At 66.7% G+C, this 15,214-nt stretch carries 12 protein-coding genes; 11 read left to right on the top strand and 1 reads right to left on the bottom strand.

The genetic code is table 11. The features are described from left to right. Nucleotides 1–239 precede the first annotated feature (239 nt). The 10 genes from NTCA1_RS12575 to NTCA1_RS12530 all read left to right on the top strand — a co-directional run bounded on the left by NTCA1_RS12575 (nucleotide 240) and on the right by NTCA1_RS12530 (nucleotide 11,371). A complete protein-coding gene (locus NTCA1_RS12575) occupies nucleotides 240–539 on the top strand; it encodes an STAS domain-containing protein (protein ID WP_086492541.1) in 300 nt (99 codons plus the stop codon). After that, nucleotides 536–904: a response regulator gene (locus NTCA1_RS12570; protein ID WP_086492540.1), complete on the top strand. Its 369-nt coding sequence runs from the start codon at nucleotides 536–538 to the stop codon at nucleotides 902–904. The genes NTCA1_RS12575 and NTCA1_RS12570 overlap by 4 nt, the downstream gene beginning before the upstream one ends. Further along, on the top strand, nucleotides 901–2,955 hold the full coding sequence (locus tag NTCA1_RS12565; RefSeq protein ID WP_159830791.1) for a chemotaxis protein CheA: 2,055 nt from the start codon (nucleotides 901–903) through the stop codon (nucleotides 2,953–2,955). Before NTCA1_RS12570 ends, NTCA1_RS12565 begins: the two co-directional genes overlap by 4 nt. A gap of 5 nt (nucleotides 2,956–2,960) precedes the next feature. Next, nucleotides 2,961–3,488, top strand: coding sequence for a chemotaxis protein CheW (locus NTCA1_RS12560; protein WP_159830790.1), 528 nt, complete (start codon nucleotides 2,961–2,963; stop codon nucleotides 3,486–3,488). A 13-nt stretch (nucleotides 3,489–3,501) separates the two neighbouring features. Then, complete coding sequence (locus tag NTCA1_RS12555) at nucleotides 3,502–5,193, top strand: methyl-accepting chemotaxis protein (RefSeq protein ID WP_159830789.1); 1,692 nt, start codon at nucleotides 3,502–3,504, stop codon at nucleotides 5,191–5,193. A 69-nt stretch (nucleotides 5,194–5,262) separates the two neighbouring features. Next, the gene (locus NTCA1_RS12550; RefSeq protein ID WP_086492536.1) at nucleotides 5,263–7,053 is read left to right on the top strand and encodes a methyl-accepting chemotaxis protein; all 1,791 of its coding nucleotides are present in this window, start codon (nucleotides 5,263–5,265) and stop codon (nucleotides 7,051–7,053) included. Next, a complete protein-coding gene (locus NTCA1_RS12545) occupies nucleotides 7,050–7,526 on the top strand; it encodes a chemotaxis protein CheW (RefSeq protein WP_086492535.1) in 477 nt (158 codons plus the stop codon). The genes NTCA1_RS12550 and NTCA1_RS12545 overlap by 4 nt, the downstream gene beginning before the upstream one ends. Before the next feature lie 124 nt (nucleotides 7,527–7,650). After that, the gene (locus tag NTCA1_RS12540) at nucleotides 7,651–8,463 is read left to right on the top strand and encodes a protein-glutamate O-methyltransferase CheR (protein WP_159830860.1); all 813 of its coding nucleotides are present in this window, start codon (nucleotides 7,651–7,653) and stop codon (nucleotides 8,461–8,463) included. Between the two features lie 4 nt (nucleotides 8,464–8,467). Then, a complete protein-coding gene (locus NTCA1_RS12535) occupies nucleotides 8,468–9,556 on the top strand; it encodes a chemotaxis response regulator protein-glutamate methylesterase (RefSeq protein ID WP_086492533.1) in 1,089 nt (362 codons plus the stop codon). A gap of 21 nt (nucleotides 9,557–9,577) precedes the next feature. After that, a complete protein-coding gene (locus tag NTCA1_RS12530) occupies nucleotides 9,578–11,371 on the top strand; it encodes a hypothetical protein (RefSeq protein WP_236549283.1) in 1,794 nt (597 codons plus the stop codon). A 148-nt stretch (nucleotides 11,372–11,519) separates the two neighbouring features. On the opposite strand, the gene NTCA1_RS12525 is transcribed toward NTCA1_RS12530, so the two are convergent. Continuing rightward, entirely contained in the window at nucleotides 11,520–14,006 is a 2,487-nt protein-coding gene (locus tag NTCA1_RS12525; RefSeq protein WP_159830788.1) for a TonB-dependent receptor, read from the bottom strand. 154 nt (nucleotides 14,007–14,160) lie between these two features. Here NTCA1_RS12525 and NTCA1_RS12520 point away from each other — a divergent pair, with 154 nt between their 5' ends. Further along, on the top strand, nucleotides 14,161–15,168 hold the full coding sequence (locus NTCA1_RS12520) for an NADP-dependent oxidoreductase (RefSeq protein WP_159830787.1): 1,008 nt from the start codon (nucleotides 14,161–14,163) through the stop codon (nucleotides 15,166–15,168). Nucleotides 15,169–15,214 lie beyond the last annotated feature (46 nt).

The raw sequence follows: 15,214 nt of genomic DNA, 5'->3' as shown, positions 1-15,214 counted from the left end.
GCCTTCGACGGATGTCGAAGGCGTACCAAACAAAGACTCTATCGGTGCCGCAGAACCTGCCGCCTCGTCATGCACCGAAAAGCCCGATCCGATCTCCTGACGACAAGTAGCGCGGAATGAAAAAATCGGCGCCTGCAATCCATTTCGGCCGATTTCCTCCTACAATCAGATCATCCCCCTGCTCGCGCCGAAGCGTCTAACTCATCGGCGAAATCCATGAGGACGTGATGCGCCACCTAATGGCAGTTCCGCAGTCGGTGACGGTGCGTTCCGCTCGCCAATTCGCAAATAGTCTTTCCGATCAATTCGAAGCGGAAAGTAATATCGATCTCGATTTGTCGGATCTGACCGAAGTCGATCTGGCATTCGTGGAGATACTCTACGCGGCGCGCATGCAGTGGAAGCGCGCAGGGCGCGAACTGCGTCTGGCCCGGCCTGCTGAGGGCGCGCTTGTCGCCCTGCTCGAACGGGCGGGCTTCCTCACGGATCTCACCCCTCAGGACCTCGAATTCTGGTTCCACGGAGAACTGCCGCAATGACTGCCTCTATTCTTACCGTCGACGATTCCCCCAGCCTGCGCATGGCGATCCGCATCGCGCTGACCGGCGCGGGCTATGACGTCACCGAAGCGGGCGACGGCGTCGAGGGGCTGGCCGCGGCGGGCGCCAAGCGGTTCGACCTGATCATTACCGATCTCAACATGCCCAACATGGACGGGCTGACGATGATCCGCGAACTGCGCAAGGCGCCCGAGCAGGCCGGCGTGCCGATCATCTTCCTCACCACCGAGAGCGATGACGCGATGAAGCAGCAGGCCAAGGCGGCCGGGGCCACCGGCTGGCTGGTGAAGCCTTTCGTGCCCGAACAGCTGATCAAGGTCTCGCGCAAGGTCCTGGGCCGGTGAACACGCAGGATCCGGTCGCGGCGTTCCGCGTCGAGGCGGGCGACCTGCTCGACCAGATCGAGCAGGGGCTGCTCGATCTCGGCCACCGGCTGGAAGACCGCGCGCTGATCGACGAAGTGTTCCGGGGGCTGCATACGCTCAAGGGCTCTGGCGCGATGTTCGGCTTCGACGCACTGGCCGAGTTCACCCACCACTGCGAAACCGCCTTCGACCGCGTGCGCAAGGGGCTGGCCCCGGCGACGCAGGAACTCGTGGCGGTGATCCTCTCGGCCCGCGATCACATGCGCGCGCTGATCGAGGGCGACGGTGCCGGTCTGGAAAGCGCCGGAGCCGCGATCCTGGCGCAGCTTCAGGCGGCGATCGACGCGGCAGGCGGGGCTGAAGCCGCTCCGGTTGCCGCGCCTGCCTCTTCCGGTTCGGCCGGTCCGGCAACCGCCGCTCGGGGCTGGCGTCTGTTCTTCCGCCTTCCCGCCGAGGCGATGGCCAACGGCACCAACCCGCTGATGCTGCTGGACGAGCTGCGCGACCTCGGCGCGTGCCGCATCACCGTGCGCACCGATACCATTCCCGCCCTGGCCGATCTGGTGCCGACCGAATGCCATATCGGCTGGGACGTCGAACTGCGCGGCGACATCTCGCGCGACGATATCGACGACGTGTTCATCTTCGTGATGGACGACATGGAACTGACCGTCGAACCGTTGGAGGCCGAACCCTCCGAAGATGTCGGACAGGCCGTGCAATTATCGGACACGTTGTCCGACATTCCCGCTACCGTATCGGAAGGCCCGGCAGCTGCGACTTCGGCCAAGCCCGGCCCCGCCACTGGTCCCGCGACTGGCCCCGCCAGCGCCGCGAAATCCGGCGAGAGCGTGCGCGTGCCTGCCGAGCGGCTCGACGAACTGATGGACCGCGTGGGCGAACTGGTCATTGTCCAGAGCCGCCTTTCGCAGCTGGCCAGCGGTCACGGCTCCGCAGTCGGCAACGAACTGGCGCTGCGCTCGATTTCCGAGGAAATCGAGCGGCTTGCGGGTGAGCTACGCGATACCATGATGGTCCTGCGCATGGTGCCCGTCGCCAGCCTGTTCAGCCGCTTCCGCCGTCTCGTCCATGATCTCGCCCGCGAAACCGGCAAGAGCATCACGCTTTCGACCGAAGGCGAGACCACCGAAGTCGACAAGACCATGATCGAGCGGCTGGCCGACCCCATGGTCCACCTGATCCGCAATGCATGCGATCACGGCCTCGAAACGCCCGAGGATCGCCGCGCTGCCGGCAAGCCCGAGGCCGGGCAGGTCCATCTCTCCGCCCATCAGGCGGGCGGCGAGGTGCTGATCACCATCCGCGACGACGGGCGCGGGATCGACCGCGAGCGGGTGCGCGCCAAGGCCGAGGCTCAGGGGCTGATCCAGCCGGGCCAGCCGATCTCCGACCACGACCTGCTGCAGATGATCTTCCATCCGGGCTTCTCCACGGCGGCGCAAGTAACGAACCTGTCGGGGCGCGGCGTGGGCATGGACGTGGTGAAGCGCACGATCGAGAGCCTGCGCGGCGCCATCGACATCACCTCGGCACCGGGCGAAGGTTCCACCGTGGTGCTGCGCATCCCGCTGACCCTGGCGATCATCGACGGGCTGCTGGTCCGCGTGGGCGAGGGTCGCTACGTTATCCCGCTGGGCGCGGTGGAGGAATGCCTCGAACTCAGCCTTGAGGAAGACCTGCGCTCGCGCGGCCGCAGCTTCATCACCTTGCGCGACCGGCTGGTGCCGTTCCTGCGCCTGCGCGAGATCTTCGAGACCGGCACGCGGCCCGATCCGCACCAGAAGATCGTCGTCATCGCCACCGGCAGCGAGCGCGTGGGGCTGGTGGTGGACCAGATCATCGGCAGCCACCAGACCGTCATCAAGTCGATGTCCCCGCTCCACCGCGACGTCGCGACTTTTGCAGGCGCCACGATCCTGGGCGACGGCGGCGTCGCGCTGATCCTCGATGTCGCCCAGCTCGTCATGCTCGGCCAGAACCAGGAGGAGCGGCTGCGCGCCGCCGGATAAGCACCATGCCAGAATCCATTCCTGCATCGACTTCCACGCAGTGGGATGGCGAAGGCCGTCTCGAAGTGCTGACTTTCAACCTCGGCGAGGAGACTTTCGCGCTGGAGGCCACGCTGGTCCGCGAGATCCTGGACCTTCTGCCGGAAACCCGCGTGCCCGGCGCCGCGCCCCTGCTGGGCAGCGTCGTCAACTTTCGCGGCAAGATCATCCCGATCGCGGACCTGAGGTTGGCCTTCGCCATGCCCGCGGCCGAGGCGACGGTCGACAGCCGCATAGTCGTGATCGAGACCGAAGCGGAAGGCGAAGTGTTCCAGATCGGCATCCGCACCGACAAGGTCCACGAAGTGGCGACGCTCGACCGCGATGCCAGCGAGGAGCCGCCTGCCGTGGGCATGCGCTGGCGCCGCGATTTCGTGCGCGAGCTGGTGCGCCGCCGGGACGGCGTGGTCGTCTTGCCCGACCTTGCGGCGATCTTTCGTTCCTTGACCGGCGCAGGCGATTCCGCCGCCGGTCAGCCATCCACAGTACATTGAGGCGGGGGCCATCATGCGTGCAACGATCAAGCTGAAGCTGTGGGGGACCTTCGCGATCCTCCTTGTCATCATGACGGCGACCATTGCGGTCGGCATTTCCCGCCTCACCACGCTCAACGATGCCATCGGCGGCCTCGTGGCGGGTCCGGCCAAGCAGCTCGACCGCGCCCGCGCGATCGACAGCGGCGTGAGCATGATGGTGCGGTCCGAGAAGAACCTCGTCCTTACCGAGGATCCGGTGGAGCGGCGGGAGCTGGAAACCCGGATTTCCACCTGGCGCGACCGGGTCGAGCAGGAAGTGGAACAGGCCAATGCCGTCGCCTCCGTCGAAACCCGTGCATCGTGGGCGCAGCTGCGCGAACAGTGGAACGCCTTCAAGCCGGTGAACCAGCAGGTGAGCGAACTCAGCAGCCGCGACAAGGCCGCCGCTGCCGAACTGACCATGGGCGAATCGCGTGAGCGCGCGCAGGCCGTGACCAAGACCGTGGAAACGCTGGTCGATGCCCAGCAGCGGATGATGTCCAAGGCGGACGACGACACCGAAGTGACTTTCGGTTCGGCCCGTTCGCTGATGATCGGCATGGGCGTGGCCGCGGTGCTGATCACGCTGGCCGCCGCCGCCTATCTTTCGCTGGTCATCGCACGCGGCCTCAGGGCGGCCGGTGACGCGATGCGGCAGGTGGCGGAGGGCGACCTGACCCGCACGGTCGACGTCAGGTCCAACGACGAGATCGGCGACCTGCTGAACCATGCCAACATGATGATCGAGCGCCTGCGCGGCGTGGTGGGCGATGCCAATGTGGCGGCCGAGAACGTTTCGGCGGGGAGCCAGGAGCTTTCGGCCAATTCCGAGCAGGTGTCGCAGGGCGCGACCGAGCAGGCGGCCGCCGCCGAGCAGGCTTCGGCCTCGATGGAAGAGATGGCGGCCAACATCAAGCAGAATGCCGACAACGCGGCCCAGACCGAGAAGATCGCCCGCCAGTCCTCCAAGGATGCGGAATCGAGCGGCGTCGCCGTGGAGCGGGCCGTCGGCGCCATGCGCACGATTGCCGAGAAGATCGGCATCGTCCAGGAAATCGCCCGCCAGACCGACCTGCTGGCGCTGAATGCAGCCGTAGAGGCGGCGCGTGCGGGCGAGCATGGCCGTGGCTTCGCGGTCGTGGCTTCGGAAGTGCGCAAGCTGGCCGAACGCAGCCAGCACGCCGCCGCCGAGATCAGCGCCGTCTCCACCGAAACGGTGCAGGCCGCTGCCGAGGCGGGCGACATGCTCACCCGGCTGGTGCCCGATATCCGCCGCACGGCCGAACTGGTTTCCGAAATCAGCGTGGCCTGCCGCGAACAGGACATCGGCGCCGCCCAGATCAACGAGGCGATCCAGCAGCTGGACCAGGTGACCCAGCAGAACGCCGGGGCATCGGAGCAGATCTCGACCACTTCGGAAGAACTGGCCGCGCAGGCGGAAGAGCTTCAGGCCTCGATCGCCTATTTCCGCACGTCGGAAAGCGGCCGTTCCCGCAAGCCCGCGACGGTCGCGCTCCGCCAGATGGCATCGGCACCTGCGCCCCGCAGGCCGGCAGCGCCCGCGCGCGGCAGCCGGGGGCTCTCGGTGGCCGATCAGCAGGCCCGCGCTCGCGGTTTCGCGCTCGATCTCTCGACCGGCGGTCCCGACAGCGAGGACGAGGCGTTCAGCACCCACGCGGCCTGACGCCGCGCCTCCTCTCCTTTCTCCCTTACCGACTTTCCCCCCAATCCCGTTTCCAGGGTTCCCATTGTCATGCGCGCAACGATAAAAATGAAGCTGGGCGTTACCTTCGCCATCATCCTGATCCTGCTTGCGGTGGTCGTCGGCGTCAGCCTGACCCGCCTCAGCACGCTCAACACCGCGATCACCGATCTCATCAACGGTCCCGCCGCCCGCCTCGACCGGGCGCAGCAGGTGCAGGTCGTGTTCGGCACGCTCTCGCGCAATGAGCGCTCCATGACGATGACCGACGACCCGGAACTGATGAAGGAATTCGACGACAAGGCCAGTCGCTCGATGACCGAATTCGACCGCCTGCTGGACGAGGGCGAAGCCAATTCGGCGCCCGAGGCCAAGCAGACCTGGCGCGAGATGCGGACCTCGTTCGAGAACTTCAAGCCGCTCGATACCCGCATCCGCACCCTGGCGAGAGGTGGGCAGAACGCGGAAGCCGCCGTGCTGGCGCTGGGTAGCGCCCGTGCCGTGCTCGACCGCGTCAGCAAGCAGACCGACGATCTGGTGGAGCGCGCCCGCGACGACATGCAGCAGGTCGACAAGCAGACCGACGCGCTCTACGCCTCGGCCCGCGCCACGCTGCTTACCGTAGCCGCCGTCGCGATCATCGGTGCGCTGGTGGGCGCGGTATGGATCTCGCTGATCGTCTCGCGCGGCCTCGGCCGGGTTGGCAATGCGATCAACGCGGTAGCCATCGGCGATCTCGACAACGACGTGGAAGTGACCTCGAACGACGAGATCAAGGACCTGGTCGATACCGTCAACCGGATGACCGCCAACTTGCGCGTCAGCGCGGGCCTGGCCGACAAGATCGCCGACGGCGACCTGACCGTCACCCACAAGCCGCTGTCCGACAAGGATACGCTGGGCCATGCGCTGGTCCGCATGATCGATCGCCTGCGCGGCGTGGTCGGCGATGCGACCGTGGCCGCCAACAATGTCGCCAGCGGCAGCCAGGAACTGTCCTCGACGTCCGAACAGGTCTCGCAGGGCGCGACCGAGCAGGCCGCCGCCGCCGAGCAGGCTTCGGCCTCGATGGAAGAGATGTCGGCCAACATCAAGCAGAACGCCGAGAACGCCGCCCAGACCGAGAAGATCGCCCGCCAGTCCGCACAGGACGCCGAAGCCAGCGGCGTGGCGGTGGACCGCGCCGTCGGCGCCATGCGCACGATTGCCGAGAAGATCGGCATCGTCCAGGAAATCGCCCGCCAGACCGACCTGCTGGCGCTGAACGCAGCCGTCGAGGCGGCGCGCGCGGGCGAACATGGCCGCGGCTTCGCGGTCGTCGCTTCGGAAGTGCGTAAGCTGGCCGAACGCAGCCAGGGCGCGGCGGCGGAGATCAGCGCGGTTTCGTCGAACACCGTCGATGCCGCCACCGAGGCGGGCGACATGCTCTCCAGGCTGGTGCCGGACATTCGCCGCACGGCCGAACTGATCTCGGAAATCAGCGCCGCCTGCCGTGAACAGGACATCGGTGCGGGCCAGATCAACCAGGCGATCCAGCAGCTCGACCAGGTGACCCAGCAGAACGCCGGGGCATCGGAGCAGATCTCCTCCACCTCGGAAGAACTCGCGGCCCAGGCGGAGGAGCTTCAGGCGAGCATTTCCTACTTCCGCGTCGATGATGCCGGAAAGCCCGTCCGCAGCGCGGGCGTGCGCAAGGCGGCCCCGATCAAGGCGGCCATCAAGGCGCCCGTGAAGCGCCCGGTGCCCGCGAACGGCCAGCCCAGGAGCAACGGCTTCGCTCTGGATCTCGCCATGGGCGGACCGGACGACCACGACGACGCCTTCGGGATGCACGCGGCATGACCGAGGCGTCCGAAATCCAGGCCGTCACTTTCGGCCTGGGGGCGGAGATCTTCGCGGTGCCGGTGGCACTGGTCCGCGAGATCCTCGACTACCGGGAAACCTTCCGCATTCCCGGCGGGCCGGACTATCTGCTCGGCCTGACCGACATGCGCGGCGAAGGCGTGACCACGATCGACCTGCGCCTGCGGCTGGGCCTGCCGCCGGTGGAGCCCACCCCGGCCACGCGCATCCTGGTGGCGGATATCCCGCTGGAGGACCGCGTGCTGGTGCTGGGGCTGGTGGTGGACCGGGTGATCGAGGTCACCAGCTTCCGTCTCGACCAGATCGGCGGCGCACCCGATGTGGGGGTGCGCTGGCCGTCCGAATATATCGGCGGCGTGGTGAAGCGCGACGAGGGCTTCACCGTGCTGGTGGACATGGCGCGAATCTTCTCGGCGGAAGAAGCCTCGCGCCTCTCCGCCGCCGCTGCCTGAACCTTCTTTCCTCTATCCCGGAGCCGCGCAGATGACCGCCGCCGCTTTAGCCAGTCGCAGTTCCAGTTCCGGGACCGTTTCCACCGGAAGCGCCATGGGCGGAAATCCCCATGCCGGAGACCCGATGAGCAAGCGCAACTTCGCGCGGCTGGCGGCCTATATCTACGAATATTCCGGCATCAAGATGCCCGAGAGCAAGAAGACCATGCTCGAAGGTCGTCTGCGCCGCCGCCAGCGGACGATCGGCGCGCCGACGCTGGACGACTACTGCGACTATATCTTCGCCGCCGAGAATCTCGCGGCGGAAGGCCTGTCGCTGATCAACGCGGTGACGACCAACAAGACCGACTTCTTCCGCGAACCGGGCCATTTCGAGTACCTGAGCAAGGTGATCCTGCCGGACATGACCGCGCGCGGCGTCCGCACGATCCGGGCCTGGAGCGCGGCCTGCTCGACCGGGCCTGAACCCTACACGATGGCCATGGTGCTGGACGATCATGCCGAGAACCGGGGCGGCCCCGCCTATGGCATCCTGGCCACCGATCTCGACACCGACGTGCTGGAGACCGCGCGCAGCGGCATCTATCCGGCGGAGTTGGTCGATCCCGTACCCGAGGCGCTGCAGCGCAAATATGTGATGTTCCCGCGCGATCTGGCCCGGCGTGACGTGCGCATGGTGCCCGCCCTGCGCAGCGCGATCGGCTTCGCCCGGCTAAACCTGATGGACGAGCGCTATCCGGTGGGAGAGCCCATGCACCTGATCTTCTGCCGCAACGTGCTGATCTATTTCGACAAGCCGACGCAGCGGCAAGTGGTTTCGCGGCTCGTCGATTGCCTGAAGCCGGGCGGCCACCTGTTCCTCGGGCACTCGGAATCGATCACCGGGCACGACCTGCCGCTGACGCAAGTGGCCAATACCGTGTTTCGGAAGGACTGAGGCCATGCTTGCGAGCAGGAAGATCCGCGTCCTCGTGATCGACGATTCCGCCAGCGTGCGCCAGACGATGACCGCGATCCTCCAGGAGGATCCCGAGATCGAGGTGATCGGTTCGGCGCCCGACCCGTTCAGCGCCGCGCGCCGGATCCAGGAGGAAGTGCCCGACGTCATCACGCTCGACGTCGAGATGCCGCGCATGGACGGCATCACGTTCCTGCGCAAGCTGATGTCGCAGTGCCCGGTGCCGGTGGTCATGTGCTCGTCGCTGACGGAGGAAGGCTCGGAAACGCTGCTCCAGGCCATGGAAGCGGGCGCGGTGGACGTGATCCTGAAGCCGCGTATCGGCGTGGCCGACCATCTGGCCGAGCACAACCTCCAGATCCGCGACGTCGTGAAGGGCGCCTCCCGCGCAAGGGTTCGCGGACGTCCCGCCACGCGCGAGGCAAAGCCCGAAGGTCCGCAGAAGAAGCTCACCGCCGATGCCGTGCTGCCTCCGCCCAGCGGCCGGGCGATGAGCCGCACCACCGAGATGGTGGTCTGCCTTGGTGCCTCGACCGGGGGCACCGAGGCCCTTCGCGAAGTGCTGGAGGCCTTGCCCGCCAATGCGCCGGGCGTCGTCGTGGTACAGCACATGCCGGAGAACTTCACCCGCGCCTTCGCCAAGCGCCTCAATGGCCTGTGCGAAGTGGACGTGAAGGAAGCGGTGGACGGCGATCCGGTGCTGCGCGGCCATGTCCTGATCGCGCCGGGCGGCAAGCACCTGATGCTGGAACGGCAGGGTGCGCGCTATCATGTCGCGGTCAAGGACGGCCCGCTGGTTTCGCGGCACCGTCCCTCGGTGGACGTGCTGTTCCGCTCGGCCGCGCGCTCGGCAGGCTCGAACGCGGTGGGCGTGATCATGACCGGCATGGGCGACGACGGGGCGCGTGGCCTGCTGGAAATGAAGCAGGCGGGCGCCCGCACTTTCGCGCAGGACGAGGCGACCTCGATCGTGTTCGGCATGCCGAAGGAAGCCATTGCGCGCGGCGCGGCGGACCGGGTGGTCCCGCTGGGCGCCATCGCCCGCGAACTGCTCGCTGCAACCAATCGATAAGAAACAAAAGACGGCCGGCCGATGACGACAACCGCTTACTGCCCCGAACAGATTCAGGAGGACACCTTGCAACGCGCCGCGATTCCGGGGGAAATGCCCGAACATGCCGCCGCGACCGGCCTTTCGCTGGCCGAACTGGGCGAGGCGCTGGCCGGGATCGCCGGAGGTCTCGACGCGCGCTTCGTGGCGGCGGGCACCGCGCTGGCGCGGGCCTACGAGATCGTCGAGGGCCTGATCGGGGCACTGGAAAACGTGACGAACGCCTTCGAGCGTGACGCCGCCGATGCCGCGGTGGATTCCATGCGGCGCACGGCGGAGCGGCTGACCCGGCTGCCCGCGATCCAGGCCGCGCGCAAGGAAGCACTGGTGGCGATCGAGCAGGCCAGCGCCGCGCTTTCGCACCAGATCGATCAGGTCAATCGCACGCTCAGTTTCCTGCGCATCTGTGGGCTCAACATAAAGGTCGCGGCGGCGGGAACGGGCGATTTCTCCAGCTTTGCCGATACCATGTTCGTGAAGCTGGACCTGGGCGAGACCGAGATGGAAGCGCTCGCGCGGGAGATCGTCTGGCTGGCCGAAGCCGTGCCCGCGATGTTCGAGGTCGAGCGCCAGCTCGCCGGGGAATGCGCCCTGGTCATCCCCCATATCCCGCGCAAGCTTTCCGGCGATGCCGTGGCCTTGCAGCAGCACCAGCTCGAACTCTCGGAGCGGGCCTTGCGGATCGCCGAAGTGGCGCGCCAGATCCGCGCCCAGGTCGGCACCGCGCTCGGCGCGCTTCAGGTGGGCGACAGCACCCGCCAGCGGCTGGAGCATCTCGCGGACGGACTGCAGGACGTCGATGCCTTCCTCGCCGCGCCCGGCGCGCTTGCGGACGATGTCGCGGGGCAGCTGGCGGATCACGCGGTTGCCTTGCTGGCGGCCCAGGCCGCCGACACGCTGGAGACGTTCCAGCGCGAATCCCGCCTGCTCGCCAGCAGCCTGCGCGGCATCGGGCCAAGCGCGGCAAGCCTGCTCGACTTACGCGAGGCCGATAGCGCGGGAGAAGGGCCGTTCCTCCACCAGCTTGAGCAGAGCGTGGCGGAAGTGACGAGCGTGACCGAGAGCCTGCGCGAGGCCGATGCCCGCTCGGGCCGCCTCAGCAGCCTGGCCTCCACGACGGCCGAGAACCTGTCGCAGCGGCTGGCGACGGTCCATCGCATTACCAGCGATGTCCAGCAGATGGCCTGGAACACCGATCTGCGCTGCTATCGCATGGGCCCCGAGGGACGTGGGCTTGCCGTCGTCGCCTCCGAAATTCGCGGTTTTGCCGCCACGCTGGCGACTATCGCCTCGGGCATCGCGCGCTCCTTCGACGGACTGACCGTGGCGGCTACCGTCATTCGCGGTTCGGAAGAAGACGCGGGCGTCGATGCCGGTGCGGCTCTGGCGGAATCGCTTGGCTGCATCAGGGACGGGGGACAGCGCATGCGCTCGGGCCTGTCCGAGCTGGACGAAGGCGCTTCCTCGGTCGCGGAGATTCTGGAGGACACCACCGGCAAGATCGATTGCGAAGAGGATGTCGGCGGGCCGCTGGCGGCGATCACGGAACGTCTCTCGCAGTTCGGGCGCGAGATACCCGACCTGGCGGAACCCGCCATTTCCGAGGAAGCCCTGACGGCGCTGGGCGACCTGCTTGCTGCTATCGCGGCGCGCTACACCATGGCGCGCGAACGCGAGGTACACCGCGCATTCCAGCCCGGCGGCGAAACCGCCGCCGCGCCGGCTTCAGACCCGTTCGACCTTGACGACGACGATTTCGATGATGGATTGTTTTGAAAATCCGCCTGCGGCGGATTTTGCGGCACCGGCCCACGCCCCCACCCGACCTCCCACTCAGTGTATCCTAGATGGGAGGTCGGGTGGGGGCGTGGGCCGGTGCCGTTTAAAAATGCCCTCTTTCGGGCATTTTTCAAAACGACTTTCATCAGAACTTCTTGGTCACTTCCACCATGACCGTGCGGGGCAGGGTGCCGAAGCCGAGCTGGTCGGCCTTGATGCCCGCCGGGGTGCCGGTGCCGCTCCCGGTAGAGGGGCCGTCCACCACGCCGGTGACGTAGAACTGGTTGGTGAGGTTCTTGCCGATCACGGCCACCTGCCAGTTGTCGTCCTCGGCGCCGAAGCGCAAGCCGGCGTCGAGCGTCACGTATTCGCCCTGCCGCGACAGGGGATTGCCGAAGGCGGAGGCAAGGTAACTGCCCGAATACCGGGCGTCGACGTTCATGCCCAGCTTCATCGATGTGCCGACCGACATCTCGTAGTTGACGCCGAGATTGCCGGTCCAGCGCGGCGCGACGGAGAGCGACTGGCCGCCAAGGTCCTGCCGGGAGTTGCCCGCCAGGTTGCAGCCTTCGGCCGGGGTCTGTCCGGCATAGCAGGGGGCGAGCGGGAAGTCGGTATAGCGGGCCTTATCGTAGTTCACCGATCCGTGAAGGTCGAGGCCCGGGACGCCGTTGGGGGCGAACTGGAACTCGGCTTCCACGCCCTTGGTCCGGGCATCGGCGGTGAGCGTCTGGAAGGCGAAGATAGGTGAGTTGAAGAAGTCGACCTGCAGGTTCCTGTACTTGTAGTTGAAGGCGGTGACGTTGAAACGAAGCTGGCGGTCCAGCAGCGTGGACTTGAAGCCCAGTTCGAAGCCTTCCGCCTTCTCGGGATCGAATGTCAGGTCTGCCGTTGGATCGGTCGAGAACTTCGAATTGATCCCGCCGTTGGAGAACCCGCCCGACTTGTAGGCGGTCTTGTAGGCGCCGTAGACCATGAGGTCGTCGGTCGGTTTCCAGGTCAGCGTGGCTTCGGGGGACCAGTTGGTGAAATGCTGGCGCGCGGTCACTTCGCCCAGGCCGTCCGGGTCGAACTGGTCGCGGAAGATGCTGGTGACCAGCGGGTTGTTGTAGAACTGGGTGAAGTAGCTGTTCTTGGTCTCGTCGGAATAGCGCACGCCGCCTGCCAGTTCCAGCGTGGGGAGGATCTTGTAGGTCATCTGGCCGAAGACGGCCATGGTCTCGCCCTTCGTGAAGCTGGTCTTGGCCGTGGCGACATGTTCCAGCCCCGCCGGTGCGGCGGAATTGGAAACGCCGCCGGTGAGGACGTATTGCTCGAAATCGCGGCGGGTCTTCTGGTAGAGCATGCCCAGCATCATGTTGAACGGGCCGTCGAACTGGGTCAGCGCGCGAAACTCCTGGCTGAACGCTTTCCATGAGGAGTTTTCGGTCGCCCAGTTGCTGCCGGGCCCGCCCGCGCTGTTGCTGGACTGGAAGTCGCAGGCGCAGGCCCAGCGGTTGTTGTTCCACTGGTAGTTCGTGACCGAGGACAGCTGGAGCTGGTCGGCATCGTATGTCACGTTGAGGGTGCCGCCCGCCGAACGATAGCGGTTGTAAAGCGCGCCGTTCTGCTTGGCGAAGGGAAATCCGGCGGCGACGTCTACCGGCATGTTGTTCTGGTGGGTCACGAAATGCTTGCCGCAGGCATAGCCGTTGAGCTGCGAGGTATCTCCATCGCCGCAGGCGAAGGCGACGTAGTTCCACGAGGAATTGTTGACGGTGTTGAAGTCGACATTGCCCTTGAGGCTGACGGTGAGGCGGCTGGTCGGCTCCCATTTCAGCGTGGCGCGGGCCAGGAATTCCTCCTCGCCCGGCGCCTTGTGCGCGGCGGGTGCGGCAATGTGCGAGGTGGGATCGCCGTTTCCGCCCGCAAGGACGCTGACCGAGTCCACTTCGGTATAGACGATATCGTCGGCGACATTGCGGTAATAGCCGCCCTCCATCTTCGAATAGCGCGCGGCCAGTCGGAAGCCGAGGGTCTCGGTCAGCGGCAGCGAGGCATAGCCCTCGACCCGCCATTGCTGGCTGCGGAATTCGTAGCCGCCCTTGATCTGGAACTCGGGCGTCGGGGTAGGATCGGCGGTGGTGATGGAAATGACCCCGGCCGTGGCGTTCTTGCCGAAGAACAGCGCCTGCGGGCCCTTGAGCACTTCCACCCGCGCAAGGTCGAAGAAGCCCTCCTGGATCACGCGGCCCTGGCCGTAATAGGCGCCGTCCACGACGACCGCCACCGATTGCTCGATGCCGATCGAGGTGGAGGAGGAACCGATGCCGCGCAAGGTGAGCTGCGCGCCGGAACCGTTGGAGGCGCGGCCGACGTTGAACTGGGGCGCGATCGCGGCGATCTTCTCTACGCTGGTGATGTCGCGCGAGGTGATCTGCTCGGCGGAGATGGCGGTGACGGCCACCGGCACGTCCTGCGCGGTTTCCTGCCGCTTGCGGGCCGTGACGATGATGTCGTGGATGCCGCCTGCCTGTTGCTGGGCCTGCTCTGGTGCAGGGGCCGCCGGGGCTTCCTGCGCGGCGGCGGGTTGGACGCATAGGCCGATCGTCAGCGCCGTCGACGCGAACAGGACGGATTTCGAGAATCGCATCTCAGGACCTCCCGATATATCTATTGTTGTCCCGCATTGGTAGGCCTGCGCGGTGCCCTCGGGGCCTGTGCAAACGGATAGCCCTAGCTGTTTGGTCAGGTGGCGGGCAGGGGCGGGCAGGTGACGGTGAAGTGAGCCCACTGGGAGATCAGACTTGACCGGCAACCGTTTCTGGCGGCTCGACCGCCACCCCCAAGGCAACAGCGATTTCGCCCGTTTCCTGAGCCTTTGCGAGGAAGTGCCCGCGCCTCTGGCCTCGGGCGAAGTGCGCATCGCGGCGGAATGGTTGTCGATGGATGCTGGGACCCGCATGTGGATGAGCCCGCGCACGGACGGTTATCAGCCGCCGCTGCCGCTGGGTGCGAAGATGGTGGGGCTGGTGCTCGGCCGGGTCAGCGAGACGCGCGATCCGGCCTTTCCGGTCGGCACCCTGGTGCGCGGTTTCGGGCAATGGGCGGAGCAGGCGGTGGTCATGCCCGCGCTGGCCGGGCTGGAAGCGGTGGACGAGAGCGTCGCGGATCCGCGCCAGCATTTCGGCGCGCTGGGGATGAATGCCTGGACGGCCTATGTCGGCGTGCGGGAGGTGGCGGCGGTGCGGCCGGGCGAGTGGCTGGCGGTTTCGGCGGCGGCGGGCGCTACGGGTAGCCTGGCCTGTCAGGTCGGGCGCAATCTCGGCGCCAAAGTGGTCGGCATCGCCGGGGGACCGGAAAAGTGCCGCTTCTTGCGCGAGGAACTCGGCGTGGACATGGCCATCGACTACCGCGGCGAGGATGTGGAGGTGCGGCTGGCGACGTGCGAAGGCGGGATCGGGGCGTTCTTCGACAATGTCGGCGGGGCGATCCTCGATGCGGTCCTGCCCAACATGGCGCATTACGGCCGCGTTGCGATCTGCGGCATGGTGGCGGGCTACGAAGGTGATGCGCCGCTGCCCGGGCCTGCGCGCTTCGACCAGATCCTGATGCGGCGGCTGCGGGTGGAAGGCTTCTTCATCCCCGACTTCCTCGAACGCGGTGCCGAATTCCTGCCGCAATTGCAGGCATGGCTGGATGCGGGCAAGCTGACGATGCGCTTCGACGAGACGCAGGGGATCGAGAACGTGCTGATCGCTTATGAGCGCATGTTGACGGGCAGGAATATCGGCAAAGTGGTGGTGCGGTTATAGTCGTCGTCCCGGACTTGATCCGGGACCGCTGGCCGTGAACGGCCTC

Origin of the sequence: Novosphingobium sp. TCA1 (assembly GCF_009811895.1) — a bacterium.
Taxonomy (GTDB): domain Bacteria; phylum Pseudomonadota; class Alphaproteobacteria; order Sphingomonadales; family Sphingomonadaceae; genus Novosphingobium; species Novosphingobium panipatense_A.
The sequence above is the reverse complement of the archived record's forward strand: the minus strand, read 5'-3'. Positions and strand labels throughout refer to the sequence as shown.